This window comes from Burkholderia sp. Bp9140 (assembly GCF_003853425.1).
Taxonomy (GTDB): domain Bacteria; phylum Pseudomonadota; class Gammaproteobacteria; order Burkholderiales; family Burkholderiaceae; genus Burkholderia.
This window is the reverse complement of the sequence record NZ_QTPQ01000032.1, coordinates 48995-75590: the sequence shown is the minus strand read 5'-3', so window position 1 is coordinate 75590 and position 26596 is coordinate 48995. Positions and strand designations below refer to the sequence as shown.

Genomic DNA, 26596 nt, shown 5'->3' with positions numbered 1-26596 from the left:
AGACCAGTGATGTTATGGTGGATAGTAGGAAGCCGATATAGTCGCGTCAAGGACGGATCAAATAGGGATTTCCCGCCCCGTCGCGTGTGCGTGCGATGCACCAAACGGGGGCTGATCGTGGCTTTCCCGTAGGCCGCGCTTGCACCGCGCGCGTGCGGATTACAATACCGGTCAGACCGGCCATCGTTCACATCATGAAAAATGTTCCGCACACCGTGACCGACGCCGCCATCGCGACGATCCGCGACCGGATCGAGGCAGGCGTATATCCGGTCGGCAGCCTGCTGCCGGCCCAGCGCCAGCTCTCCGAGGAGCTGGAGATCAGCCGCGCGTCGCTGCGCGAGGCGCTGTCCACGCTCGAGGCGCTCGGGATGCTGCGCATCCGCGCCGGCAAGGGCGTGTATGTCGAAAGCGCGCAGGCGACGGCCGCCCATCCGTGGCAGTTCGCCGAGCAGTCGTCGCCGCCCGACACGTACCAGATGCGCTATGCGCTCGAAGGGTTCGCCGCGCGGATGGCCGCGCACGTCGTCACCGACGACGACATCGCGTGGTTCGAGGACAACCTCGCCGGCCTGCACGTCGCGCTGACCGAAAGTGCGCTCGACGAAGCGTCGCGGCTCGACTTCGACTTCCACATGCGGATCATCCATCTCGCGGGCAACGCGGCGATCGAGTCGGTGCTGCGCAGCAGCGCGGACATCATGAAGGAAAGCCAGCGCATGCCGTTCTACCGGCGCGAGCTTCTGCTGTCGACATGGCACGAGCACCGCGCGATCGTCGACGCGCTGATCGCCCGCGATGCGGCAGCGGCCGGCACCGCGATCGAGACGCACATCACGAACGCCGCGCAGCGCGCGGGCATCTTCTTCCCGACGCCGGGCGCGTGACGCAGCGTCATGCAGCCATTCCGACGGGCAGATCGGCCCGCTCGAGACCGTCGGCGCGCTCGCGGCGACGTCGGCTGTGGCTCGCGTCGCAGCGCGTGGGCGCGCGGCAAGCCACGCAATAAGCCGCTCCCGCGTCATCAATTGAAAAGGCACGCTCCGCGAACCCGCGGGCGTGCCTTTTTTGCGTCGGCGCAATCGCGCGCCATCAGCGGATAATCATGCGCCCTCGTCCGCGAAATCGATCAGCACCTTCATCGCGCGCTGCCGGTCGCCGGCCAGCTCGAACGCGTGGTTCGCGTCGCGCATCGGAAACACGCCCGTCACGGCCGGGCGCAGGTCGACGCGCTCCGCATTGATCAGCTGCACCGCGAGCGCGAATTCCGCATGGAAGCGGAACGAGCCGCAGATCGACAGTTCCTTCGCGACCACGACGTTCTGCGGCAGGCTGACGTCGCCGCCGAGCCCGAGCTGCACGACGACGCCGCGCGGCCGCATCACGTCGAGGCCGTCGCGCAGCGCGCGCGCATTGCCCGAACACTCGATCATCACGTCGAACGTGCCCTTGTCGGCGCCGTGGCGCGCGACCCAGCCGCCGTCGGTCGCCGCGTTGATCGTGCGGTCGGCGCCGAGCGCGCGAGCAACCTCGAGCGGCGCATCGACCACGTCGGTTGCGACGATCTCCGCCGCGCCGTGCACGCGCGCCGCCGCGACCGCCAGCACACCGATCGGCCCGCACCCCGACACGAGCACGCGCCGGCCGATCAGCGGGCCCGCGCGCGATACCGCGTGCAGCCCGACCGCGAACGGCTCGGCGAGCGCCGCGAGCGACAGCGGCACATGGTCCGCCACCTTCACGCACTGCGCGGCGTCGCACACGAGCGCGTTGCGAAACGCGCCCTGCACGTGCGGCATGCGCATCGCGCTGCCGTAGAAGCGCATGTCGAGACACTGGTTCGGCAACCCTTCGAGGCAGTAGCGGCACGCGCCGCACGGGCGGCTCGGATTCACCGCGACGCGATCGCCGACCTTCACCGACGTCACGTCCGGCGCGACCGCCGCGACCGTGCCGGCCACTTCATGGCCGAGCACCATCGGCTGCTGCAGCCGGATCGCGCCGAAGCCGCCATGCCGGAAGTAATGCAGGTCGGAGCCGCAGATGCCGCCCATCGCGACATCGACACGCACCTGTCCCGGGCCGATCTCGCCCGCGTCCTGCTCTTCGAGCCGCAAGTCGTTCGGCCCATGGATCACGAGACACATGCAACGCATACGCATGACGTTCCTCCCTTCCCTAGACGGCGCTGGTCAGCCCGCCGTCGACGAACAGCGTCTGGCCGTTCACGAAATCGGATGCGGCCGACGCGAGGAAGATCGCCGCGCCGCACAGCTCGTCGACGCGCCCCCAGCGTCCGGCCGGCGTGCGCTTGCACAGCCAGTCGGAGAACGCCGCGTCGTCGACCAGCGCGCGATTCAGTTCGGTCTCGAAATAGCCGGGCGCGAGGCCGTTCGCCTGGATGCCGTGACGCGCCCAGTCGGCGCACATCCCTTTCGTCAGCATCCGCACCGCGCCCTTCGTCGCCGCATACGGCGCGATCGTCGGCCGTGCGAGTTCGCTCTGCACCGAGCAGATATTGATGATCTTGCCGCGGCCGCGCGTGATCATGTGGCGCGCCACCGCCTGCGCGACGTTGAACACACCGTCGAGATTCACGCGCATCAGCGCGTGCCAGTCGTCCGGATCGAATGCATCGAGCGGCGCGCGGCGCTGGATGCCCGCGTTGTTCACGAGGATGTCGATCGCGCCGACGCGCGCCTCGAAATCGTCGATCGCCGCGCGCACCTGCGCGTGCTCGGCGACGTCGAACACTGCGTAGTCGGCCGCGAAGCCTTCCTCGCGGAAATGGCGCGCGAGCGTCGCGGCCTTCTCCTCATTGCGATCGTTGATCACGATTGCCGCACCGGCTTGCGCGAGCCCGCGGGCGAGCGTCAGCCCGATCCCGCGTCCGGAACCCGTGATCAGTGCGCGGCGGCCGTCCAGGCGGAACCGGTCAAGCGCGTTGCTCATGCATGTCTCCTCGTGCCATCGAGCCGGCCGCCGGTCGCGGCCGGTCTCGCGTCGAGGGTATCTTCGGCGCTCGGCCGGGGGCGCGCCAATGGTCTTTTTTGATCCGGTTATCATGAAATCCGATCACCGTTCGCCGCCGGCCGCCCATCATGGAACTCAAGCAATTGCGCGCCTTCGTCACACTCGCGGAAGAGCTGCATTTCGGGCGCGCCGCGCAGCGCCTGTTCATCGTGCAGTCCGCGCTGAGCATGCAGATCAAGGCGCTCGAGGAAGCGCTCGGCGCACGGCTGTTCGAGCGCGACCGCCACAAGGTCGAACTCAGCGACACGGGGCGCGTATTCCTGCCCGAAGCACGGGCGACGCTGCAGCAGGCCGCGCGCGCGGAGCAGATGGCGCGGCTGTCGAGCCGCGGCGAGATCGGCACGCTGCGCATCGCGTTCGTGTCGTCGGTGCTGCCGGCGCTGCTGCCGGCCGTGCTGCGCACGATGCGCGAGCGCTATCCGCTGATCACGGTCGAACTGAAGGATTTGCCGACGCCCGACCAGGTCGCCGCACTGCGCGACCGGCGCATCGATTTCGGGATGATCCGGCTGCCCGCCGCGTATGCGGGCATCGGCACGCGCGTGGTGCTCGAGGAAGGCTTCGTCGTCGCGCTGCCGCTCGACCATCCCCTCGCCGCGCACGCCACGATCGCGCCGGCCGCGTTGCGCGGCCAGCCCGCGTTCGTGCTCGCGCGCCGCTACGCGCCCGGCTTTCACGACGACATGCTGCTCGCGCTGAGCCGTGCGGGCACGACGCTCGAGATCGGGCAGGAATTCGGGGAATTCACGACGATGCTCGCGCTCGTCGCGGCCGGGATGGGCATCGGGCTGATCCCGGCGCAAGCCGCGAGCGCACTGCCGCCGAACGTGCTCGCGCGGCCGCTCGACCTGGCCGGCCACCGCACCGGCATCGGGCTCGCGTGGACCGACTTCGACAGCCCGCTGAAACGCGCGTTCGTCGACGCGCTCGAACACGTGACGGCGAACGCCGGGCAATAAAAAACCCGGCCGGTAAATAAACCGGGCCGGGCTCGTTCGCCGCGCGGGCCGCCTCGCGGCGGCCGCACGACGTGCGGGATTACTTCGCGTTCGCGAATGCGACTGCCGTATCCAGCATGCGGTTCGAGAAACCCCACTCGTTGTCGTACCAGCTCGACACCTTGACGAGGCGGCCCGACACCTTGGTCAGCGTTGCGTCGAACGTCGACGAAGCCGGGTTGTGGTTGAAGTCGATCGACACCAGCGGTGCGTCGTTGTAGCCGAGGATGCCCTTCAGCGCGCCTTCCGATGCTTCCTTCATGATCGCGTTGACTTCCTCGACCGTCGTGTCGCGCTTCGCGATGAACGACAGGTCGACGATCGACACGTTGATCGTCGGGACGCGGATCGCGTAGCCGTCGAGCTTGCCGTTCAGTTCCGGCAGCACGAGGCCGACGGCCGATGCAGCGCCCGTCTTCGTCGGGATCTGGCTGTGCGTGGCCGAACGCGCGCGGCGCAGGTCTTCGTGGTAGACGTCCGTCAGCACCTGGTCGTTCGTGTACGCGTGGATCGTCGTCATCAGGCCGGTTTCGAGGCCGATCCGGTCGTTCAGCGGCTTGACGAGCGGCGCGAGGCAGTTCGTCGTGCACGATGCGTTCGAGATGACGGTGTGCTCGGCCTTCAGCACGTCGTGGTTCACGCCGTAGACGATCGTCGCGTCGACGTCCTTGCCGCCCGGCGCCGAGATGATCACCTTCTTCGCGCCGCCCTTCAGGTGCGCGCTCGCCTTTTCCTTCGTCGTGAAGAAGCCCGTGCATTCCATCACGACGTCGACGCCGAGCTCGCCCCACGGCAGTTCCGCCGGGTTGCGGTTGGCCAGCACGCGGATCTTGTCGCCGTTCACGACGAGGTAGTCGCCGTCGACCGACACTTCGCCCGGGAACTTGCCGTGCGCGGTGTCGTACTGGGTCAGGTGCGCGTTGGTCTTCGCGTCGCCCAGGTCGTTGATCGCGACGATCTCGAGATCGTGCTTCTTGCCGTTTTCATAGAACGCGCGCAGCGTGTTGCGGCCGATACGGCCGTAGCCGTTGATTGCGACGCGGATCGTCATGGTCTATCTCCTGATGGCTGAAAAAATTCGTTTCGTGCAGCTTCACGGTGCGACGCGCGCGGCATGGCGCGCGTCGCGAATGCTTTTAGGCCAGCACGGCCTTCGCGGTCTCGACGACGTGCTCGACGGTGAAGCCGAAGTACTTGAACAGCACGCCGGCCGGTGCCGATTCGCCGAACGTGTCGATCCCGACGACGCCGCCTTCGAGGCCGACGTACTTGTGCCAGAACGCGGTCACGCCCGCTTCGATCGCGACGCGGCGCACGCCGTGCGGCAGCACGCGTTCGCGGTATTCGGCGTCCTGGCGGTCGAACACGTTGGTCGACGGCATCGACACGACGCGGGCCGCGATACCCTGCTGCGCGAGCGGCGCGACGGCCTTCATCGCGAGCTCGACTTCCGAGCCCGTCGCGATCAGGATGATCTTGCGCGCGACGATCTCTTCGTCCCAGTCCTTCAGCACGTAGCCGCCCTTCGCGACGTTCGCGATCTGCGCATCGGTGCGCGGGTTGAACGCGAGGTTCTGGCGGCTGAAGATCAGGCTCGACGGAAGGTCGGCGGCAACCGCGTGCGTCCATGCGACGACCGTCTCGACCGTGTCGGCCGGACGCCACACGTCGTGGTTCGGGATCAGGCGCAGGCTCGACACGTGCTCGATCGACTGGTGCGTCGGGCCGTCTTCGCCGAGGCCGATCGAATCGTGCGTGAACACGAAGATCGACGGGACCTTCATCAGCGCCGCGACGCGCAGCGCGTTGCGGCTGTAGTCGGAGAACGTCAGGAACGTGCCGCCGAACGGCTTGTGGCCGCCGTGCAGCGCGAGGCCGTTGATCGCGGCGCTCATGCCGAATTCGCGCACGCCGTAGTTGATGTGATTGCCGAGCAGCACGCCCGCGCCTTCCGGATTCGCGCGCACCGCCTTCGACGCCTTCCAGTTGGTCAGGTTCGAACCGGTCAGGTCGGCCGAGCCGCCGAGCAGTTCCGGCAGTGCGGCGGCCAGCCCTTCGATCGCCTGCTGCGACGCCTTGCGGGTCGCAACCGTCTCGGCGCGCTCGTTCGCGCCGGCGATGATCGCCGCGGCCTTCTCGGCCCAGTCGGCCGGCAGCTTGTTGGCCATCCGGCGCTCGAATTCAGCGGCTTCTGCCGGGAATTTCGCGCGATATGCGGCGAACGTCGCATCCCATTCGGTCTCGGCACGCTTGCCGGCTTCCTTCGCGTCCCATGCCACATAGACTTCCTGCGGAATCACGAACGGCTCCCACTTCCAGCCGAGCGCTTCGCGCGTCTTCGCGATTTCTTCCGCGCCGAGCGCCGCGCCGTGCACGTCGTGACCGCCCGCCTTGGTCGCCGCGCCCTGGCCGATCACCGTCTTGCAACAGATCAGCGTCGGCTTGTCCGACAGCTTCGCCTTCGCGATCGCCGCGTCGACCGCGTCGACGTCATGGCCGTTCACGTTCGGGATCACGTTCCAGCCGTACGCCTCGAAGCGCTTCGGCGTGTCGTCGTGGAACCAGTTCACGACGTCGCCGTCGATCGAGATGCCGTTGTCGTCGTACAGCGCGATCAGCTTGTTCAGCTTCAGCGTGCCCGCGAGCGAGCAGGCTTCGTGCGAGATGCCTTCCATCAGGCAGCCGTCGCCGAGGAACACGTACGTGTGGTGATCGACGATCTTCGCGCCGTCGCGGTTGAACTCGTCGGCCAGCAGCGCTTCGCCGAGCGCCATGCCGACCGCGTTCGCGAGACCCTGGCCGAGCGGGCCGGTGGTCGTCTCGACGCCCGGCGTGATGCCGTATTCCGGGTGCCCCGGCGTCTTCGAGTGCAGCTGGCGGAAGTTCTTCAGCTCTTCCATCGGCAGGTCGTAGCCGGTCAGGTGCAGCAGCGAGTACAGCAGCATCGAGCCATGGCCATTCGACAGCACGAAACGGTCGCGATCCGCCCAGTGCGGGTTCGTCGGGTTGTGCTTCAGATGGCGCGACCAGAGCGCAACGCCGATTTCGGCCATGCCCATCGGCATGCCGGGGTGGCCGGAGTTCGCTTGCTGGACGGCGTCCATCGCGAGCGCACGGATCGCGTTGGCCATCAGGGTGGTGGAGGCGGGAGACGAAGTCGTCATGTCGAGTCCGGAGAACGAGTCGAGGAAACGGGGCACGGCGGCATCCGGAAGCTCGGGCGTCGATCGTTCCCGGCGCGCGGTGCGGCGCCTGACGGACGCGAAGCGGACGGAGCCTACGGACGAGGCTGCAAAGCTCGTCATTTTAACAGATGGGCTGACATTTCCCTTGTCGGCGCGTAGTGTTCCGGCACGGTTTTCCGCCAAACCGCGCGCCTCCTATAATTCAGACGTCGGAACTGCCTGCCCCGAGCGGCCCGCCCGTGAACACGACCCTTCTCTTCCATCCCACTCCCGACGCCGCGTACGGCTTCCCGAACGCGCGCCGGCTCGCGCACGTCGCGTCGCCGCATCAGCACATCGAGGTCTGGGAAACCCCGCAGCTCGGCCGCCTGTTCACGCTGGACGGCCGGCCGATGACGTCGGTCGGCGACGAATACGTGTACCACGAGTGCATGACGCACCCGGCCGCGCTCGCGCATCCGTGCCCGCGCAAGGCGCTCGTGCTCGGCGGCGGCGACGGCGGCGCCGCGCGCCAGCTGCTCAAGCACGCGTGCATCGAGCGGATCGTCGTCGCGGAGCTCGACGACGAAGTGGTCGGCATGGCGCGCCGCTATCTCGACGACGTGCACCAGGGCGCGCTCGACGACCCGCGCGTCGAGGTCGTGATCGGCGACGCCGCGCATTTCGTCGCGTCGACCGTCGAGCATTTCGATCTCGTCGTGTTCGACCTCACGCCGCCCGATTCGCCGGCGGCCGGCCTCTATACGCGCGAGTTCTACGCGCGGCTCAAGCGGATCCTCACACCGTGCGGCGCGATCTCGATGCATCTCGGCTCGCCGGTGTTCCACACGGCGCGCATCGCCGCGCTGCTCGACGACCTGCGCGCGAGCTTCGCGGTCGTCGATCCGCTGTCCGCGCACGTGCCGCTGTACGGATCCCAATGGCTGATGGCGATCGCGAGCGACACGCTCGATGCGGCCGCGCTGTTTGCGCACGACATCGACGAACGGCTCGCCGCACGCCGCGTGCAGGGCTTGCGCTACTACGATGCGCGGCTTCATGCGGCCCTCTTTGCCCTGCCGCGCGCGCTGCGCGATACACTGGGCGCTCGCCGCTGAGCTTCCGGGCGAACGCCTCGTTCGGCGGGTTGGCCGCGCCTTCTCCGTCGCTCGACCCGCGACGCACAGGCCCGGGACGATACAGGGGCCCGCCGACGTAGCCGCGGCACGGCGCGGGACCGAACCCCGGGCGCCGCTATCCGCCGACCGCAAGGCATGGGACCGGCGTAGCCGCTCAAGCGCCAACACTGTTCGACAGGAGATTTCATGACCGATCCACGTCCGGCCAACGTGCCTTGGTTGACGCCTTATCTGGCCGTGCGCAATGCGCAGGCTGCCATCGAGTTCTTCCAGGCCGCATTCGGCTTCGAGCTGCGCGACGTCCACGACGAGGACGGCGCGATCATGCACGTCGAGATGACCTATCGCGGGCAGCTGATCGTGATGTTCGCGCCCGAAGGCGCGTTCGGCTCGATCGCCCTTACGCCGAAGAGTGCGCACGCAACCGCCCCGCAGTCGTTCTATCTGTATGTCGACGACGTCGACGCGACCTGGCAGCGCGCGCTCGACGCAGGCGCGAAGTCGCTGACCGCGCCGCAGGACCAGTTCTGGGGCGACCGCTTCGCGCAGATCGAGGATCTCGACGGCTACCGCTGGGCGCTCGGACGCCGCCTGGTCGCATGAACGGAGCCGCATCAAGCATGAATGAAGCCACCACCACCGCGGCCGTGCCGCGCTTTTTCGTCGAAGCGGCGCTGCACGCCGATGCGACGCTCACGCTGCCGGCCGACGTCGCGCGTCACGCGCAAGTGCTGCGGCTGCAGCCCGGCGACACGCTCGCGCTGTTCGACGGCAGCGGCGGCCAGTACCGCGCGCGGCTCGTCGAGATCGACAAGCGCAACGCGCTCGCGCAGATCGAAGCGTTCGACCCGGCCGAGGCCGAGCCGCCCTATCGCGTGACGCTCGCGCAAGGCATCGCCGGCGGCGACAAGATGGACTGGGTGATCGAGAAAGCCGTCGAGCTCGGCGTCGCGGCGGTCGTGCCGCTGTCGACCGCGCGCGGCGTCGTGAAACTGTCGGGCGAGCGCGCGGACAAACGCGTCGCGCACTGGCGCGGCGTCGTGCGCGCGTCGTGCGAACAATGCGGGCGCAACCGCGTGCCCGAGGTCGCGGCGGTACGGGGCTTCGGCGCGTGGCTCGATACGCTGCCGGCCGCGCCGGCCGGCGGTGAGTTGCGGTTGCTGCTGTCGCCGCGCGCGAGCATCCCGTTCGCATCGCTGCCCGACGCGCCGCCCGCGGCAGCCGTCACGCTGCTGATCGGGCCGGAGGGCGGGCTGTCGCCGGACGAGGAAAACGCGGCCCGCGCACACGGGTTCACTGCGTTGTCGCTCGGGCCCCGCGTGCTGCGCACCGAGACCGCCGGTGCGGCCGTGCTGGCGGCGCTCGCGGCGCGCTGGGGCGGATGGTGATGAGATCGACGCGCCGTGGCACGCGGTGGCACGGCGCGTATTCATGGGAAAACGGCCTTCTCTCGAAGGTTTGTTTCATGCACCCGGCGCGACCGCTGCGGCAGCCGGGCCGACCGGGATTGCCTCGAAAAAAGGCGTCCGATGACAGGCCGGTGTCGGCGAGCGACGTCCCGCACCGGCCCGTCCGCGTCGCGCGGACGCAAAAAAACCCGCTTGACGCGGGCTTTTCGGCAGATCGGCCGCAGGCGCGCGGCCAATGGATACGCGCGATTCGCGCTTACGCGAACGAATAGAACACGCGGAACGCGACCTTGCGCTCGGCCCAGAACTCGGCGGCTTCGCGGAACACGTCGAGCAGCGTCTCGCGCCCTTCCTTGTCGAACTTCTGCGCGATCGGCAACCCTTCGAGGACGATCACGAAACCGGGCTGCGCGCCGGCCTTCGCGACGAGGTCGGTCAGGCAGTCGTACAGCGCGTCGTAGTTCTTCCCGAAATGCTTCGGAAACAGGAACGACGTCGCGATCGTCTCCATCACCTCCTGCTTCGACTGCGCGGCGCCGCAATACGCGTACAGGAAATGCTGGCCGAGCCGGCCGGCTTCGTCGGCGAGATCCTGCACGCGGAACGCGCGGATCGACTGCACGAGGTTGGGTCGCACGGTCGTGAAAAGGCTCATAGGCTCCTCGTTCGATGAAAGCCCGGGCTCGGCTTCCTGTTGCTCCGCCGCGCCGCCGGCCTGTGCCGCCGCGTGTAGTTGCATCACGCGCTGAAACAGATTGCCGTCGCCGGCCGCGAACAGTTCCGCCGCCGCCGTGTCGTGCGCGTAGATGGAGTCGCTCATGCCGTTCATCCCGAAGTCATTCAACAATACGTTTAAAACTGTTGTAGTGGTCGTCCGTGTAATAACAGTTGTCGATCCGGCGCAATGGCCCGCCACAGACGATCCGGCGCGCGCCGCGATTGCGTGCGCGCGGCGTCGGCACCGTGTACTCGTGGTAGTAGCCGCGCTTCGCCTTCGGCAGGATCCGCTCGCGGTTGCCGAAGACGACGCCGTCCTTCTCGTACGGATAGGGGCCACCGGCGCCGATCAGGCCAAGCGTGGTCACGGCCTCGCGCGGCAGACGGGCGGTCGGGATCGTATCGACCCCACCGACGGCCAGGTCGGCCGAAACGGCCTGCCGTGCGTAAGCGGCGGAAACCAGACTGCCCGTCGGCGTACCGACGATACCCATCGCGAACATCGCGAAGACGGACGCGAGCGCGCCGTTGCGGAGCCACTTGCGTGCCATGAACCAGGGTTCCCGCTGTTAAATCAAGTAGTTGACGACCAACCAAAGGCGTTAGCGTAGCGCTATTGTCCGCGCGAATCAATGTTCGTTTGGGAATCGAAAGGCCGGCCCGGCACCGAATCGCGCATTTTTTACCGAAACAAGACTACATTTATCTTACATGAGATAAAATACGAGCGGCATCTCTCGTATGGCAAGACCCTGCCTCCTTGCCGCGCTCGCTACCCGGAGTGGAGAGATGCTGCTGTTGCTTATGGGAAGCGCGTTTGCGCCCTGCCCGCGGCGTGCCCATTGCGGGCACGCCTCTTTTTGCTTTTGTTTACAATTTCGCCCGACGCGCGGCACCGGCTCGACCGGCACCGCGCGTTCGTTCCGGCTCAGCGTGCGGCGTTCACGTCGGCGACCAGCAGCGCCGCCATGTTGACGATGCGGCGAACCGTCGCCGATTCGGTCAGCACGTGCACCGGCTGAGCCGCGCCCAGCAGGATCGGCCCGATCGCGATGTTGTTGCCGGCGGCCGTCTTCAGCAGGTTGTACGCGATGTTCGCGGCGTCGATGTTCGGCAGGATCAGCAGGTTCGCGTCACCTTCCAGCGTCGATTCCGGCAGGATTTCCTTGCGCAGCGCCGCGTCGAGCGCGACGTCGCCGTGCATTTCGCCGTCAACCTTCAGTTCCGGCGCACGTTCCTGCAGGATCGCGAGCGTATCGCGCATCTTCTGCGCCGAGGGTGCGTTGCTCGTGCCGAAATTCGAGTGCGATAGCAGCGCGACCTTCGGCTCGATGCCGAACCGGCGCACTTCTTCCGCGGCCATGATCGTGATCTCGGCGAGCTGCTCCGGGGTCGGATCGACGTTCACGTGCGTGTCGACCAGGAAGATCTGGCGGCCCGGCAGCACCAGGCCGTTCATTGCCGCGTACACGCTGCAGCCCGGGCGCTTGCCGATCACCTGGTCGATGAAGTGCAGGTGGCGGTGCGTGGTGCTGATCGTGCCGCAGATCATCCCGTCGGCTTCGCCCTTCTTCACCAGCATCGAGCCGATCAGCGTCGTGCGGCGGCGCATCTCGACGCGCGCGAGCTGCTCGCTGATGCCCTTGCGCGCCATCATCTTGTAGTACGTCTGCCAGAAGTCGCGGTAGCGCTCGTCGTGCTCGGTGTTGACGACCGTGAAGTCCGTGCCCGGCGTGAGGCGCAGGCCGTAGCGCTGGATACGGTGCTCGATCACCGACGGACGGCCGATCAGGATCGGCTTCGCGAGCTTCTCGTCGACGATGATCTGAACGGCGCGCAGCACGCGCTCTTCCTCGCCTTCCGCGAACACGACGCGCTTCTTCTCTTCCTGAGCGGCGCGCGCGATCTGGAAGATCGGCTTCATCGTCGTGCCGCTGTGGTACACGAACTGCTGGAGGTGAACGCGGTACGCCTCCATGTCCTCGATCGGGCGCGTCGCGACACCGCCGTCCATCGCGGCCTGCGCGACGGCCGGCGCGATCTTGACGATCAGGCGCGGATCGAACGGCTTCGGAATCAGGTATTCGGGCCCGAACGACAGATCCTGGATGCCGTACGCGGTCGCGACGATGTCGCTCTGCTCGTGCTGCGCGAGTTCGGCGATCGCATTGACGGCCGCGATCTCCATTTCACGCGTGATCGTCGTCGCGCCGACGTCGAGCGCGCCGCGGAAGATGAACGGGAAGCACAGGACGTTGTTGACCTGGTTCGGATAGTCGGTCCGGCCAGTCGCCAGCACGGCGTCCGGGCGCACTTCGAGCGCCAGTTCCGGCAGGATTTCCGGCGTCGGGTTCGCGAGCGCCAGGATCAGCGGGCGCTCGGCCATGCCCTTCACCATCTCCTGCTTCAGCACGCCCGCGGCCGACAGCCCGAGGAAGATGTCCGCGCCGTCGATCACTTCGGCCAGCGTCCGCGCTTCGGTTTCGCGGGCGAAACGCTCCTTGTCCGGATCCATCAGCTCGGTGCGGCCCTTGTAGACCACGCCGGCCAGGTCGGTCACCGTGATGTTCTCGAGCGGCAGGCCGATGTCGACGAGCAGGTCGAGACACGCGAGCGCGGCCGCGCCTGCGCCGGACGCGACGAGCTTGACCTTCTTGATGTCCTTGTTGACGACCTTCAGCCCGTTCGTGACGGCCGCGGCCACGACGATCGCGGTGCCGTGCTGGTCGTCGTGGAACACCGGAATCTTCATCCGCTTGCGCGCTTCGCGCTCGACGATGAAGCAGTCCGGCGCCTTGATGTCTTCCAGGTTGATCCCACCGAAGGTCGGCTCCAGCGCGGCGATCACGTCGACCAGCTTGTGCGGGTCCGACTCGTTCAGTTCGATGTCGAACACGTCGATGCCGGCGAACTTCTTGAACAGCACGGCCTTGCCTTCCATCACCGGCTTCGACGCGAGCGGGCCGATGTTGCCGAGCCCGAGCACCGCCGTGCCGTTGGTGACGACGCCGACCAGGTTGCTGCGCGCGGTGAAGCGCGCCGCGTTGAGCGGGTTCTCGACGATCTCCTCGCACGCATACGCCACACCCGGCGAGTACGCGAGCGCGAGGTCGCGCTGGTTGATCATCTGCTTGGTCGGGGCGATCGCGATTTTCCCGGGCGTCGGGAATTCGTGATAGTCGAGCGCGGCTTCGCGGAGCTTGGCTTTGGAGGAGGCTTGGGTGGACATGTGTCTCGTGACGGGCGGATTAGAATAACTGTTCGACGGCATTGTAGCGCCAATCATCGGCCGCCAGACCGGCGATTCGGGTGCAACAGCCGCGACAAAAATGGGCTGAACGGTGCAGGAACGGCGCCGTTCGCTGCGTACAATGCCGTTCCTTTCATCGCTTCCGGGTCCGTCCGCCGTGCCAGCCGCCTTGTCCGAGTTTTCGCTGATCGATCGCTTCTTCGCGCGCCGCGCGGCCCGGGGGGCGCGTGCGTCGACGCTCGGCATCGGTGACGATTGCGCGCTGATCGCGCCTCGATCCGGAAAATTGCTGGCCATTTCGACGGACATGCTGGTCGAAGGCCGCCATTTCTTCGCCGACGTCGCGCCCGACGCGCTCGGCCACAAGACGCTCGCGGTCAACCTGTCGGATCTCGCGGCGATGGGTGCCGAGCCACGTGCGTTCACGCTCGCGTGCGCGCTGCCGCGCGCCGATGCCGCGTGGCTCGAGGCGTTCAGCAACGGGCTGTTCGCGCTCGCCGAGCGATTCGGCTGCGAGCTGATCGGCGGCGACACGACGAGCGGGCCGCTGAACCTGTGCGTGACCGTGTTCGGTGAAGTCGCGCCGGACGCGGCGCTGCGGCGCGATGCCGCGCGCGACGGCGACGACGTGTGGGTGTCCGGCACGCTCGGCGACGCCCGCGCGGGGCTCGGGCTCGCGCGCGGCGAATGGAGCGCCGGCGCGGCCGAAGCTGCCGCGTTCCGGCAGGCGCTCGAGCGCCCCGAGCCGCGCATCGCGCTCGGGCTCGCGCTCGCGGGCGTCGCGCACGCGGCGCTCGACATCTCGGACGGCCTCGCCGGCGACCTGCGGCACATCCTGACCCGCTCGAACGTGCGCGCCGACATCGACGCGGACGCGGTGCCGCGCTCGGCCGCGCTCGCGACGCTGCCGCCCGACGTGCAGCGACGCTGCACGCTGGCCGGCGGCGACGACTACGAACTGTGCTTCACCGCGCCGGCCACGGCCCGCGCGGCGGTCGACGCGGCCGGCGCGAGCGCCGGCGTTCGCGTCACGCGAATCGGTACAATACATGCGTTGCCCTCGCCGTCGGAGCAGCCCGCGATCGCGTGGCGCGACGCCGCCGGCGCGCCCCTGACTCTCACGTTGCACGGTTTCGACCACTTCCATGCAGACTGACCCGACGACCGCGCAAACCGCGGCCGCGCCCGGCGCCGCCCGGAAAGTGCCGCAGCGCGCCACCGCGCGCTTCATGCTGTCGCACCCGGCGCACATCGTGTCGCTCGGCTTCGGCAGCGGGCTCGCGCCGTTCATGCCCGGCACGTTCGGCTCGCTGTTCGGGTGGCTGACGTTCGTCGTGCTCAACCGCTACCTGACGGTGCCCGAATGGTGGGCGCTGATCGCGCTCGGGTTCGTCGCCGGCACGTGGATCACCGGCTTCACCGCACGCAAGATGAGCACCGCCGATCCGGGCGCCGTCGTCTGGGACGAAATCGTCGCGATCTGGCTCGTGATGCTGTTCGTCACGCCCGCGACCTTCATCGGCCAATTGTGGGCATTCGTCGTGTTCCGCTTCTTCGACATGCTCAAGCCGCCGCCGATCCGCTATTTCGACCGTCGCGTGAAAGGCGGGCTCGGCATCATGGTCGACGACCTGATCGCCGCGTTCATGACGCTGCTCGTGATCGCCCTGTGGCGCTCCGTCATCGGCTGACCGTTTTCCGACTCCCGTTTCCCGACGCGCATGCCAACCGATTCCGTCGTCCACCAGCTTGCGATCCGCGCAGGCAACAAGCTGCGTGACGAGCACCTGTCGCTCGCCATCGCCGAATCCTGCACGGGCGGCATGATCGCCGCCGCGATCACCGACATCTCCGGCAGCAGCCAGTGGTTCGAGCGCGGCTTCGTCACCTATTCGAACCAGGCCAAGACCGAGATGATCGGCGTGCCGTCCGACCTGATCGAGAAGCACGGCGCCGTCAGCGAGCCGGTCGCGCGCGCAATGGCCGAAGGCGCGCTGCGCAACAGCCGCGCGCAGGTCGCGCTGTCCGTCACCGGCATCGCCGGCCCGGCGGGCGGCAGCGAGAAGAAGCCGGTCGGCACGGTGTCGTTCGCATGGAGCAACCGGCTGCATACCGACGTCGAGACGCTCGTGTTCAAGGGCGACCGCGAGCAGATCCGCACACAGGCGGCCACGCATGCGCTGCGCGGGCTGCTGAAGCTGCTCGACGAGCGCGAGGGCTGATCCACCGGCGCACCGGCAGCGGCGGCCGGCGCCCCTCCCCGCTTACTGGATCGCGTCGGGCTTCACGACGATCCAGTTCCTGTCCGCCGTGACCGGCAGGCCGAGCGCCTTCTGCCGCGCGGCCGATTCGTCCGACCACGCGCGGATCCGGGCCATCTGCCTGTCCTTCTTGTTCACCCACACGCGCACGCCGCCGCGCGCGACGTCGGTTGCATTCAGCAGCATGTAGCCGTCCGATTTCGGCGTGTCGCCCGCGACGAGCACCGGCTTCTTCCACTGGTCGATCCAGCCCGCGATCGAGCCGAGCTTGCCTTCGTACCACGTCATCGGGTTCATCGGGAACGGCGTGATCACGAGATCGCGGTTCGCGGCCTCGTCGTACTTGCCGGCCTTGATCTGCAGCCGCGACGTCGTCAACGCGCCCGTCGCCGGGTTGCGCAGCAGCGTCGTCCGCAACAGGCGGAGACAAAAGCGGAGGGGAACAACGGACAAGGCGGCCCGCGCTCGCGGGCCTGCCGGAGCGGGCCGCCCCGACGGGCGACCCATATTTCAGCGATGCGAGTTGATCGTGTCGCGCGTCTTCTGCGCGGCGAGCGCCGCGGCTTCGGCAAAATCCTCGCCGTTGCTCGCGTACAGGATCGCGCGCGACGAGTTGATCATCATCCCGGTGCCGTCGGCGGTGCGGCCCGCATTGACGGTCGCCTGCACGTCGCCGCCCTGCGCGCCGATGCCGGGAATCAGCAGCGGCATGTCGCCGACGATCCCGCGCACGATCTCGATTTCCTTCGGGAAGGTCGCGCCGACCACCAGGCCGAGCTGGCCGTTCCTCGCATTCCACTGGTTCGCCGCGAGGTCGGCGACGACCTGGTACAGCGGCCGGCCGTTGGTGTCGAGGAACTGCAGGTCCGAGCCGCCCGGGTTCGACGTGCGGCACAGCACGATCACGCCCTTGCCTTCATGCTCGAAGTACGGCTCGACCGAGTCGTAGCCCATGTACGGGTTCACGGTGACCGCATCCGCGCGATAGCGCTCGAACGCCTCGCGCGCGTACTGCTCCGCGGTGCTGCCGATGTCGCCGCGCTTCGCGTCGAGGATCACGGGCAGGCCCGGATGCTGGAGGTGGATGTGCGCGATCAGGCGCTCGAGCTGGTCTTCCGCGCGATGCGCGGCGAAGTAGGCGATCTGCGGCTTGAACGCGCTCGCATACTGCGCGGTCGCGTCGACGATCTGCCGGCAGAATTCGAAGATCGCGTCGGGTTGGCCGTCGAACTGCACGGGAAAGCGCGACGGCTCGGGATCGAGGCCGACGCACAGCAGCGAATTCGTGCGCTGCCACGCGGCGCGCAGCGATTCGATGAAAGTAAGCGGGGAAGACATGGCGGATACTCGCGGCAAACCGTTGGTAGACCGCGTATTTTACCCGCGTCGCCGGCGTCCCTCGCGCGCGGCCGCATCGGCGCGCGTATCGGTGCGCTCGACGGTGAACGCGAAACGCCGCGTGAGCCGCTCGCCCGGCGCGAGCAGCGTCATCCCGTGCGCGGCCGCGCCGCCCGGCAGGTTCACCGCGTTGATCGGATGATCGACCGGCTCGAAGCAGAAGAAATCCTCGCCGGGCGGCGTATACAGCACATATGCATCGGCGTCGGCCGCCACTGTCAGCGACAGCCCGCGGCGCGGCCAGCTCACCGTCGCGTGGCCGCCCCAGCCGGTGAATGCATGATTGACGAGCGTCGCCGGCAGCGGATAAGCGACACCGAACTGCCAGGCCGGCGGCACGCTCACGTGCCGCACCGGCAGGAAATCGGCACCCGACAGCCACAGCCCGCCCGCGGCCGCGGCCAGCCCGGTCGCGTCGTCGCGCACCAGGAACGGATGCACGCCGAGCCCGAACGGCAGCCGTGCACGCCCGGCATTCTCGATCGTCAGCGCGATCGACAGCGTCGTGTCGTCGAGCGCGAACGACTGGATCGCGCGAAACGCGTAAGGCGCGCCGCTCGCGCGATCGAGCGACAGCTGCAGCGTCGTGTCGGTCGCGTCGTCCACCTGCCACGGCGCGAGCCAGCCGTCGCCGTGAATCGGCAGCGGCTCGTCGCGGCGATTGCGCGGCACCGCGACGCTGCGCCCGTCGCATTCGAAGCGGCCGTTGCCGATCCGGTTCGAGTACGGCAGCAGCGGATAGCACGCGAGCGCGTTCGGATCCGTCGCCGTTTCCGGGTGCTCGCAGCGGCGGAACACCGGCACCAGCACGCCGTGGTCGCCACGCCAGTCGAAGCGCGCGATGCCGCCGCCGAGGTGCGGCAGCACGTCGAGCCGCAGCGCCGCGTTCGACAGCGTGACGGCCGCCGCATGCGCGGCGCCGACGCCCTGCGCGAACGCGGCGGTCTGCGGGCCGGCGCTGACCGGCTGTGCGGCGGCAGCCAGGCGCGCGCGGCGCGACTGGCTCGTGGACGACACTGCGTGCGAGGACGTGGCGGTCATGGTGAGCTCCTTTCCTTCGTCGATGAAGCGATACGGGACGTCGCGCGGCGCCGCGCGAACGCGAACACGAACACCGGCAATCAGGCCCAGCCGCCGTCGACCACCACGTCCTGCGCGGTGATCATCCGGCTGTCGTCGGCCGCGAGGAACAGCGCCATCCGCGCGAGATCGTCCGGCAGCAGCTCGGCGTCGATGCACTGGCCGGCCTTGATCGCCGCCCGGCCCGCGTCGTCGAGCCACAGCCTGCGCTGCTTGTCGGTCATCACCCAGCCGGGCACCAGCGAATTCACCCGGATCCCGAACGGGCCGAGATCGCGCGCGAGCCCGCGCGTGAGCCCCTGCACGGCCGCCTTCGCCATCACGTAGACGGGATAGCCGCCGTTCTTCAGCATCCAGCTGATCGAGCCGAGATTGATGATCGCGCCGCCGCCGCGCTGCTTCATGTCGTCGATCACCGCCTGCGCGGCGAAGAACTGGTGGCGCAGGTTCACCGCGATGCCCGCGTCGAACGACGCGGGCGTCACGTCGCCGATCGCGTGGCGCGTATCGTTGGCCGCATTGTTCACGAGCACCGCGATCGCGCCGATCCGCGCGCGGATCGCGTCGATCGCATGGCGCAGCGCATCGATGTCGGTCAGGTCGCACGGGAGGAACAGCGGCGCGTGGCGCACGTCCGGCCTCTGCGCGAGGCTTTCCGCGAGCGCCTGGCCCGCCTGCGCGTCGAGATCGACGAACGCGACGCGCGCGCCCTGCCGCGCGAAGTGCTCGACCAACGCCGCGCCGATCCCGGTCGCGCCGCCGGTGATCAGTACCGCGCGATCCTCGAGGCTCGGGTAGCGCGCATGGCGCGCGTCGCTCGCGGCGCGCGGATCCTGCGCGGAAGTGTCGATGGTCATGCGAATCGTCTCCGTGGAATCGGTCAGTCGCGTGCGCCGCGGTTCTTCAGCTGGTCGAGCAGCACGGCCGCGAGCAGGATCGCGCCGCGCACCAGGTACTGGTAGAACGCGTCGATGTTCAGCAGGTTCATCACGTTCTCGACGGTACCCATGATCAGCACGCCGATCACGACGCCCGAGATCGTCGCGCGGCCGCCCATCAGCGACACGCCGCCGAGCACGCACGCGGAGATCACGTTCAGCTCGAAGCCCTGCGCGGCGTTCGGCTGGCCCGACGTGATGCGCGACGCGAGGATCACGCCGGCGAGCGCCGTCACCGCGCCCTGGATCAGGAAGATATACACGCGCGTGCGTTCGACGTTGATCCCCGCGAGACGCGACGCCTCGGGATTGCCGCCGATCGCGAGCGTGTTGCGGCCGTACACGGTCTGGTTCAGCAGCACGCCGAACACGATGAAGCACATGAGCGTGACCCAGATCGGCAGCGATACGCCGAACAGCGACAGCCCGCCGAGCGCGATGAACGTATCCGACGACACGCCGACCGCCTGCCCCTTCGACACGATGAAGCCGAGCCCGCGCACGATTTCCATCGTCGCGAGCGTCGTGATCAGCGCGTTGATGCGCAGGTACGCGATCACCGCGCCGTTCACGAAGCCGATCGCCGCACCGGCCGCGACCGCCGCGACGATCGCGACGAACGTGTTGTCGGTCGCGTTCAGCACCATCGCGCACAACACGCCGGAGAACGCGACGGTCGAGCCGATCGACAGGTCGAAGTCGCGCGAGGCCAGACAGAACATCATCGTGCACGCGACCATCCCGATCTGCGAGATCGACAGCGCGAGGCCGAGCATGTTGTCGATCGAGAAGAAGTGATCGACCGTCAGCGACATCGTCACGAACATCACCGCGAAGATCGCGATCAGGCTGTATTCGGTGAGGTGCTGCCACCACTTCTGGCGGTCGCTCTGCTGTGGAACCAGCGCGTCGGCCGACGGCTTCACGGCTGCGCTGGCGAGGTTTTCCCTGACTTGCATGGTTGTGTCTCCTGCTCCTGCATCGCGCGGCCCGCGCCGCGCGTGATCGATTCGAATATCGTGCGTCGCCCGCGGCGACCTGACACCGCGTCAGGCCGCCTCGACGACGCTCGTCTGCGGCAGCGCGAGGCTCAGCACCGCGTGCTCGTTCGCCTGCTCGCGCGGCAGCTCGCCCGCGATGCGGCCTTCGCGCATCACGACGATGCGATCGGCCACGCCGAGCACTTCCGGCAGTTCCGACGACACCATCACGATCGCGCAGCCGCGCTCCGCGAGCCGGTAGATCACGTCGTAGATCTCGTGCTTCGCGCCGACGTCGATGCCGCGCGTCGGCTCGTCGAGGATCACGACCTTCAGGTCGGGCTCCGCGAGCCAGCGAGACAGGATCGCCTTCTGCTGGTTGCCGCCCGACAGGAAGCGGATCTTCTGCCGCCGGTTCGGCGTCTTGATCTTCAGCCGCTGGATGAAGCGGTCGGCGGTCGCGCTTTCGGTCTTGCGGTCGATGAAGAGCCCGGCGCGCAGCGAATGACGGCGGCAGCTGATGTTGATGTTCTCCGCGACCGACGCCATCGCGATGATCCCTTCCTCCTTGCGGTCTTCCGGGCACAGCACGATGCCGTGACGAATCGCGTCGCCGGTGCGCTTCACGTCGATGCGCTTGCCGTCGAGCGTCAGCTCGCCCGCGCGCCGCCGATCCGCGCCGTACACGAGCCGCATCAGTTCGCTGCGCCCGGCGCCGACCAGCCCGAAGAACCCGACGATCTCGCCCGCGCGCACCGAGAAGCTCGCCGGTTCGCGCAGCGCCGGGCCGTCGACGCCTTCGGCCGAAAACCGCACGTCGCCGAGCGCGCGCGGCGCGTAATGGTAGATGTCCGAAATCTCGCGCCCGACCATCTCTGCGACCAGCCGCTCGCGCGGCACGTCGGCGAGCGATTCGTGCGACGCGATCTTGCGCCCGTCGCGGAAGATCGTGCACGCGTCGCACAGCCGGTAGATCTCGTCCATCCGGTGCGAGATGTAGATCAGCGCGCGGCCCTGCGCACGCAGGTCCTCGACCAGCTTGAACAGCACCTCGGTCTCGCGATGCGACAGCGAGCTCGTCGGTTCGTCGAGCGCGATCACGCGCGCGTTGCGCATCAGCGCCTTGCAGATCTCGACCATCTGCCGCTGCGCGATCGACAGCCGCCCGAGCTTCGCGTCGGGATCGAGATCGACGCCCATCGCGGCGAGCCGCTCGCGCACGTGGCGCTTCGCCTCGCCTTTCCTCACCCAGCCGAGCGCATTCGGCAGGCGGCCGAGCAGCAGGTTTTCCGCGACCGTCAGGTCGGGCACGTACTGCAGTTCCTGGTGAATCACTGCAATGCCGGCCGCGATCGACGCCGCCGCACTCGAGAAATGCACGGGCTGGCCGTCGACCAGCACGCTGCCCGCATCGGGCTGGTATTCGCCGCCGAGAATCTTCAGCAGCGTCGACTTGCCCGCGCCGTTCTCGCCCATCAGGCCATGCACCTCGCCCGCATGCACGTCGAACGAAATGCCGTCGAGTGCGCGCACGCCGGGAAATACCTTGCCGATATTGTCAAAACGCAGTGCCGCTGACACGTCGTCTCCCCACTTGCAGATCCATCGATCGCCGGCCGCCGCATCGCCGCGGCAGCCGGCAAGCCGCTTACTTCGATGCGAGCCCCATCTCCTCGCGCACCTTCGACACGTTGTCGCGCGTCGCGAGCATGCCCGTCGTCAGCGTCAGCGCCGGCGGTGCCTTGCCCTGCGTGATCCACGCATACATCAGGTCCGAGGTTTCCTCGCCGTGGCGCTTCGGGCTGATGATCACGGTGCCGTAGAAGCCCGTCGGCTGCGGCTTCTTGAACTCGTTCAGCGCCGATTCGGAACCGCCGATGCCGATGCCGATCATGTTGTCCGCCTTGAAGCCGCGCCCTTCGGCCGCGCGCACCGCGCCGAGCACGGCCTCGTCGTTCAGGCCGTACGCAACCCAGTGCTTGAACTGCGGGTTCTTGGTGAGCGCGATGTTCGCCGCGTTGAACGCATTCTCGGTGTCGGTCTTGGCCTGCGGCGCCGCGATCACGTTCGCCTTCGGGAAGCCGGCCGCCACCAGCGCGTCGGTCGCGCCGCTCGTGCGGTCGTGCGCGGTCGGCAGCTGCTCGTACGTGATGTCGATCGCGCCGACGTCCTTCATGTTCCAGCCGCGCTTCTTGATCTCGGCCGCGATGCCGTCGCCGACCTGCTTGCCGATGTTGTACGCGGAGATCCCCATGTGCGGCACCGCCTCGAGCGGCTTGCCCGCGCCGTCGACGAGGCGGTCGTCGACCGTCATCATCTTCAGGTTGTGCGACTTCGCCTTCGCGACGATGCCCGGCCCGAGCTTCACGTCCGGCGTGCAGATGATGAAGCCCTGCACCTTCTGCGCGGACAGGTTGTCGATCGCGCTCATCACCTTCTCGCCCGACGGCGCGCCGATCTTCACGAGCGTGAAGCCCTTGTCCTTCGCGGCCATCTCGGCGAACTTCCATTCGTCCTGGAACCACGGCTCTTCCGGCTGCTTCACCAGAAAGCCGATCTTGACCGGATCGGCCGCGTGCGCGACCGGGCTCCCCATTACCACCGCGGCCGCGGCGGCCAGCGTTACGAACGTTCTGCGTTTCATCTCCAGTGTCTCCTTCATCGAACGGGATGCAGCCGCTTGTTGGTTTCGACGCAGCGTGCGCGCGGCCGTCGCACGTGCGGTCTTTCGAATCGTTGCGTCAGTCGTGATACAGCGCCGCGCGCCCGCCGTCGACGGTGATGCACGCGGCATTGATGAACGGCGCCTCGTCGGACGCGAGGAACACGGCCGTCATCGCGACCTCCTCCGGTTTGCCGATCCGCTTCATCGGCTGCAGTGCGAGCGTCTCGGCACGCGCCGCGGCCGGGTCGGCCTGCGCATCCCACCAGTCGCGCGTGAGCTGCGTCTCGATGTAGCCGGGCGCGATCGCGTTCACGCGCACGTTGCGCGCCGCGTATTCGATGCCGAGCGCACGCGTGAGGCCCAGCACGCCGTGTTTCGCGACCGGGTACGGAAAGCAGCCCGGAATGATCCGGAATGCGTGCGTCGACGCGATGTTCACGATGCTGCCGCGACCGCGTTCGACCATCCCGGGCAGCGCCGCGCGGCAGCCGTGCCACACGCCATCGAGGTCGACCGCGAAGCAGCGGCGCCAGTCGTCGTCCGTCATCGTCAGCGGATCGGCGAACACGTTGATGCCGGCGTTGTTCACCAGCACGTCGAGCGTGCCGAGCGCGGCTTCGGTCTGCGCGAGCGCGTCGCGCACCGAGTCCTGCCGCGCGACGTCCGCATGCAGCGCCAGTACGCGCGCACCGTCGATGTCGTCGGCGATCGCGGCAGCCGCGCGCTGCGCCTGCGGGAAATCGAGGTCGACGAGCGCGACGGCCGCGCCCTCGCGCGCGAACGCCCGCGCGATCGCGGCGCCGATCCCGCGGCCCGCGCCCGTCACCATCGCGACCTTGCCCGCGAGGCGTCCCATCATGCGGCTCCGGCGCGCGCCGCGCGCAGGCCGGCCTGGAACGCGCGTGCATTCGCCGCGGTCGCATCCGGCGACTGGCCGGGCCGGTACAGCGCCGAGCCGAGGCCGAAGCCATTGGCACCGGCCGCGAGGAACGGCTGCATGTTGTCCGGCGCAATCCCGCCGACCGGAATCAGCGGCACCGCGCGATCGATCACCGCGCGCCATGCCTTCACGACGGGCACGCCGAGCTGCTCGGCCGGGAACATCTTCAGCACGTCGGCGCCGTTCGCGAGCGCGGCGAACGCCTCGGTCGGCGTCGCGACACCCGGTGCGCTCGCGAGCCCGCGCTCACGCGCGCGGCGGATCACGGCCGCGTCGCTGTGCGGCATCACGATCAGCGTGCCGCCGGCATCCTGCACACGGTCGACAAATTCGGCGCGCAGCACGGTGCCCGCACCGACGATCATGTCGTCCGGCAGCGCGCGGCGCAGCGCCGCGATGCTGCCGAACGGATCGGGCGAGTTGAGCGGCACCTCGACGATCCGGAAGCCGGCTTCATGAAGCGCAAGGCCGTGGTCGGCCGCTTCGGCGGACGTGATGCCGCGCATGATCGCGATCAGCGGGCACGCGTCGAACGCACGCATCAGTGCGGGATGCGGCGTGTACGGCGCGGGCAGCTTAAGGTCGGACGACATCGGCAGTTCCTCTTCAATCTCTTCAATCGGTTCATTGATCGGCGCAGACGGGTTCGCCGTCCGCGCGCACGAGTCCGGCACGCGACGCGATCCACCACAGGCCGCGCTCGGTCGCCTGCGCGACGACACGCGCATGGGTGCAGCCGAACACGCGCAGCGCGTCGACGTAGCGCGCACACAATCCGTCGTCGCCGATCAGCAGCAGCGGCTGGTTCGCGAGCGCGACGCCGCGCTCCGCGAGCATCGCGTCGAGCGCGTTCAATTCATGGCCGATCAGCAAACCGGACAGGTAGTCGCCCTGCGCGTCGGGCGCAAGCCGGTCGGTCAGGCCGAGCGTGCGCGTGCTGAAGATCGTCGCGAGCAGCCCCGTGTGCTGCGCGCCGCGGGCCACCGCGACGCCGCGCGCGAATGCCGCTCGGTCGGGCAACGCGCTCGCGCGCATCGTGCGGCCGAGGATCGTGTGATCGCGCAGCGCCGCGAACAGCTCGCCCGTCATGAAGGTCTGGAAGCGCTCGATGAGCCCGTCCTTCACCCATGCCCACTTCGCATGCGTGCCCGGCAATCCGATCAGTACCCCTGAACGATCGGCATCAAGCAAGGGATCGTTCGCCAGTGCGCCGAATATCTGCGTTTCTTCGCCGCGCATCACGTCGGGCAGTTCGCCCGCCGCGATCACGCCCGGCACGATCGACACCGTCGTGCCGCGCGCCGTCGTCACCGTGACGAGGCCCGCGACGAGCGCGTCGGCGCCGGCCGGCACCGCGACGTACGGCGCCTCGCGCCAGCCCTGCGCGCTGCCGACCATCCCGGCGGCCAGCACCGGCACGCCCGGCGCGCGGTCGAGCCAGTCGCCGCACGCTTCCTCGAACACGACGTCGAATGCACGCGCGCCGCCGGCCGGCACGTGCATCACGCCCGCCGCGCGGCTGCGCGTGTCGATGAGCGCGCCGTGCGCGTCGAACAGATACGCGCGCAGCGACGTCGTGCCCCAGTCGAGCGCGATCAGCGACGGTGCGGCGGAACTGGCGTCCGGAGCGGTCCGGGTCGAATTGGTCATCGTTTGATCCTGCGGGTACCCTGCGGCGGGCTCCAGCCCAGCTCCGCGGAAATGGCTCGCGCTTCGCGCCGCACGAGCGGAATCAGTTCGTCCATCCGGTCGTGCGGCATGTACGGGATCGTGCTCGCGACCGACACGGCCGCGACGATCGCGCCCGATGCGTCGCGGATCGGCGCGGCCACGCAGCGGATCGACGCCTCGTTTTCCTCGAGGTCGAACGTATAGCCGCCGGCCGCGTAATGCGCCATGCGCTGCAGGAACGCGCTCGTCTCGGGGCGGTTGTCCGGCTTGAAATTGACGCCGGCCAGCGCGCGCCGCGCGGCCTCGAACAGCGAGCGCCACAGGTCTGGATCGAGATCAAGCATCATCGCCTTGCCGATGCCGGTCGACGCGAGCGGCATCCGGTGGCCGACGCGCGAACGCATCTCGAGGCCGCGCGTGCCGGGAATCTTGTCGATGTACAGCACGTCGTCGCCGTCGCGCACGCCGAGGTGAATCGTGTCGAGCGTCGCTTCCGCGAGCGCCTCGAGGTGCGGCCGTGCGACCGCCGTGAGCGGCATCTGCTCGAGCGCGATCGTGCCGAGCTCGATCAGCTTCGGGCCGAGCAGGTAGCCGCCCTGCACCTGGCGCAGGTAGCGCGCCTGCACGAGGCTGCTGACGAGGCGGTGCGTCGTGCTGCGCGTCGTGCCGAGCGCCGCGCCGATCGCACGCATGTCGCGCGCGCCGTTTGCGATCGCTTCGAGGATCGCGAGACCGCGCAACAGCGTCTGCGTGCCGGCCTGCTGCGCGGCAAGGTCGAGCGGCGTGCTGGTCGCGCCGATGCTGTCGGTCAGCGGCGCATCGTCCGGCGTCGCGCGCCGGGCGTCGAGAGCAAGGGAATCGGGCATCTTGGTCATGGAACAGGCTTCTTCAACGGAATCGGTGAAGCCGCGGTCGCGAGGCCGGAACGAGGTCGGGCGTCGCGGCAATGCGGC

General features: G+C 68.5%; 25 protein-coding genes and 1 pseudogene. 8 read left to right on the top strand and 18 right to left on the bottom strand.

Translation table 11 applies throughout. The features are described from left to right. The first annotated feature begins 194 nt into the window (after positions 1 to 194). Entirely contained in the window at positions 195 to 887 is a 693-nt protein-coding gene (locus tag DIE21_RS25335) for a FadR/GntR family transcriptional regulator (protein WP_124500270.1), read from the top strand. Positions 888 to 1103: 216 nt separating this feature from the next. Here the strand turns inward: DIE21_RS25335 and DIE21_RS25330 are convergent, their stop codons facing one another. After that, complete coding sequence (locus tag DIE21_RS25330; protein ID WP_124500269.1) at positions 1104 to 2162, bottom strand: L-idonate 5-dehydrogenase; 1059 nt, start codon at positions 2160 to 2162, stop codon at positions 1104 to 1106. Between the two features lie 16 nt (positions 2163 to 2178). Next, positions 2179 to 2952: an SDR family NAD(P)-dependent oxidoreductase gene (locus DIE21_RS25325; protein WP_124500268.1), complete on the bottom strand. Its 774-nt coding sequence runs from the start codon at positions 2950 to 2952 to the stop codon at positions 2179 to 2181. Between the two features lie 149 nt (positions 2953 to 3101). On the opposite strand from DIE21_RS25325, the gene DIE21_RS25320 reads away from it, so the two are divergent. Further along, a complete protein-coding gene (locus DIE21_RS25320) occupies positions 3102 to 3992 on the top strand; it encodes a LysR substrate-binding domain-containing protein (RefSeq protein ID WP_124500267.1) in 891 nt (296 codons plus the stop codon). Between the two features lie 79 nt (positions 3993 to 4071). Here the strand turns inward: DIE21_RS25320 and gap are convergent, their stop codons facing one another. Together gap and tkt are read right to left on the bottom strand one after the other, a co-directional pair. Then, positions 4072 to 5082, bottom strand: coding sequence for a type I glyceraldehyde-3-phosphate dehydrogenase (gene gap / locus DIE21_RS25315; RefSeq protein ID WP_124500266.1), 1011 nt, complete (start codon positions 5080 to 5082; stop codon positions 4072 to 4074). An 85-nt stretch (positions 5083 to 5167) separates the two neighbouring features. Then, positions 5168 to 7195: a transketolase gene (tkt, locus tag DIE21_RS25310; RefSeq protein ID WP_124500265.1), complete on the bottom strand. Its 2028-nt coding sequence runs from the start codon at positions 7193 to 7195 to the stop codon at positions 5168 to 5170. A gap of 260 nt (positions 7196 to 7455) precedes the next feature. Here tkt and speE point away from each other — a divergent pair, with 260 nt between their 5' ends. The 3 genes from speE to DIE21_RS25295 all read left to right on the top strand — a co-directional run bounded on the left by speE (position 7456) and on the right by DIE21_RS25295 (position 9722). After that, positions 7456 to 8313, top strand: coding sequence for a polyamine aminopropyltransferase (speE, locus tag DIE21_RS25305; protein WP_124500264.1), 858 nt, complete (start codon positions 7456 to 7458; stop codon positions 8311 to 8313). A 207-nt stretch (positions 8314 to 8520) separates the two neighbouring features. Continuing rightward, positions 8521 to 8937, top strand: a complete 417-nt coding sequence (locus tag DIE21_RS25300; protein ID WP_124500263.1) for a glyoxalase/bleomycin resistance/extradiol dioxygenase family protein — start codon at positions 8521 to 8523, stop codon at positions 8935 to 8937. Positions 8938 to 8954: 17 nt separating this feature from the next. Then, positions 8955 to 9722 (top strand): 16S rRNA (uracil(1498)-N(3))-methyltransferase, encoded by a 768-nt coding sequence (locus DIE21_RS25295; RefSeq protein ID WP_124500262.1) that lies wholly within the window; start codon positions 8955 to 8957, stop codon positions 9720 to 9722. Positions 9723 to 9999: 277 nt separating this feature from the next. On the opposite strand, the gene DIE21_RS25290 is transcribed toward DIE21_RS25295, so the two are convergent. The 3 genes from DIE21_RS25290 to DIE21_RS25280 form a co-directional block, all read right to left on the bottom strand. Continuing rightward, positions 10000 to 10563, bottom strand: coding sequence for a barstar family protein (locus DIE21_RS25290; RefSeq protein ID WP_124500261.1), 564 nt, complete (start codon positions 10561 to 10563; stop codon positions 10000 to 10002). 16 nt (positions 10564 to 10579) lie between these two features. Beyond that, positions 10580 to 11011 carry a ribonuclease gene (locus tag DIE21_RS25285; RefSeq protein WP_006760307.1) on the bottom strand — a complete coding sequence of 144 codons (432 nt, stop codon included), beginning with the start codon at positions 11009 to 11011 and terminating at the stop codon, positions 10580 to 10582. 377 nt (positions 11012 to 11388) lie between these two features. Continuing rightward, complete coding sequence (locus DIE21_RS25280) at positions 11389 to 13731, bottom strand: NADP-dependent malic enzyme (RefSeq protein WP_409364649.1); 2343 nt, start codon at positions 13729 to 13731, stop codon at positions 11389 to 11391. Between the two features lie 100 nt (positions 13732 to 13831). On the opposite strand from DIE21_RS25280, the gene thiL reads away from it, so the two are divergent. From thiL to DIE21_RS25265, 3 genes are read left to right on the top strand one after another with little or no spacing between them, the layout of a single operon-like run. Beyond that, positions 13832 to 14866 (top strand): thiamine-phosphate kinase, encoded by a 1035-nt coding sequence (gene thiL / locus DIE21_RS25275; protein ID WP_124500259.1) that lies wholly within the window; start codon positions 13832 to 13834, stop codon positions 14864 to 14866. Beyond that, positions 14856 to 15401 carry a phosphatidylglycerophosphatase A gene (locus tag DIE21_RS25270; RefSeq protein WP_124500258.1) on the top strand — a complete coding sequence of 182 codons (546 nt, stop codon included), beginning with the start codon at positions 14856 to 14858 and terminating at the stop codon, positions 15399 to 15401. Before thiL ends, DIE21_RS25270 begins: the two co-directional genes overlap by 11 nt. A gap of 30 nt (positions 15402 to 15431) precedes the next feature. Beyond that, positions 15432 to 15932 carry a CinA family protein gene (locus DIE21_RS25265; RefSeq protein WP_124500257.1) on the top strand — a complete coding sequence of 167 codons (501 nt, stop codon included), beginning with the start codon at positions 15432 to 15434 and terminating at the stop codon, positions 15930 to 15932. 42 nt (positions 15933 to 15974) lie between these two features. Here the strand turns inward: DIE21_RS25265 and DIE21_RS37915 are convergent. From DIE21_RS37915 to DIE21_RS25210, 11 genes and pseudogenes are all read right to left on the bottom strand, one after another. Further along, a pseudogene (locus tag DIE21_RS37915) lies at positions 15975 to 16382 on the bottom strand (haloacid dehalogenase-like hydrolase); the annotation flags it as partial. A gap of 99 nt (positions 16383 to 16481) precedes the next feature. Beyond that, positions 16482 to 17309, bottom strand: coding sequence for an orotidine-5'-phosphate decarboxylase (gene pyrF / locus DIE21_RS25255; protein ID WP_124500256.1), 828 nt, complete (start codon positions 17307 to 17309; stop codon positions 16482 to 16484). A 39-nt stretch (positions 17310 to 17348) separates the two neighbouring features. Beyond that, entirely contained in the window at positions 17349 to 18410 is a 1062-nt protein-coding gene (locus tag DIE21_RS25250) for an aldose 1-epimerase (protein WP_124500255.1), read from the bottom strand. A gap of 80 nt (positions 18411 to 18490) precedes the next feature. Then, positions 18491 to 19306, bottom strand: a complete 816-nt coding sequence (locus DIE21_RS25245) for an SDR family NAD(P)-dependent oxidoreductase (protein ID WP_124500254.1) — start codon at positions 19304 to 19306, stop codon at positions 18491 to 18493. 23 nt (positions 19307 to 19329) lie between these two features. Further along, complete coding sequence (araH, locus tag DIE21_RS25240) at positions 19330 to 20346, bottom strand: L-arabinose ABC transporter permease AraH (RefSeq protein ID WP_124500253.1); 1017 nt, start codon at positions 20344 to 20346, stop codon at positions 19330 to 19332. Positions 20347 to 20436: 90 nt separating this feature from the next. Next, the gene (araG, locus tag DIE21_RS25235) at positions 20437 to 21948 is read right to left on the bottom strand and encodes an L-arabinose ABC transporter ATP-binding protein AraG (RefSeq protein ID WP_124500252.1); all 1512 of its coding nucleotides are present in this window, start codon (positions 21946 to 21948) and stop codon (positions 20437 to 20439) included. Between the two features lie 67 nt (positions 21949 to 22015). Further along, positions 22016 to 23011 (bottom strand): arabinose ABC transporter substrate-binding protein, encoded by a 996-nt coding sequence (locus DIE21_RS25230; RefSeq protein WP_124500251.1) that lies wholly within the window; start codon positions 23009 to 23011, stop codon positions 22016 to 22018. A gap of 97 nt (positions 23012 to 23108) precedes the next feature. Further along, positions 23109 to 23888, bottom strand: a complete 780-nt coding sequence (locus DIE21_RS25225) for an SDR family oxidoreductase (RefSeq protein ID WP_124500294.1) — start codon at positions 23886 to 23888, stop codon at positions 23109 to 23111. Next, entirely contained in the window at positions 23888 to 24565 is a 678-nt protein-coding gene (locus tag DIE21_RS25220) for a 2-dehydro-3-deoxy-6-phosphogalactonate aldolase (RefSeq protein ID WP_124500250.1), read from the bottom strand. The genes DIE21_RS25225 and DIE21_RS25220 overlap by 1 nt, the downstream gene beginning before the upstream one ends. A gap of 31 nt (positions 24566 to 24596) precedes the next feature. Further along, the gene (locus tag DIE21_RS25215; RefSeq protein ID WP_124500249.1) at positions 24597 to 25622 is read right to left on the bottom strand and encodes a 2-dehydro-3-deoxygalactonokinase; all 1026 of its coding nucleotides are present in this window, start codon (positions 25620 to 25622) and stop codon (positions 24597 to 24599) included. After that, on the bottom strand, positions 25619 to 26518 hold the full coding sequence (locus tag DIE21_RS25210) for an IclR family transcriptional regulator (RefSeq protein WP_124500248.1): 900 nt from the start codon (positions 26516 to 26518) through the stop codon (positions 25619 to 25621). The genes DIE21_RS25215 and DIE21_RS25210 overlap by 4 nt, the downstream gene beginning before the upstream one ends. Between the last annotated feature and the right edge of the window lie 78 nt (positions 26519 to 26596).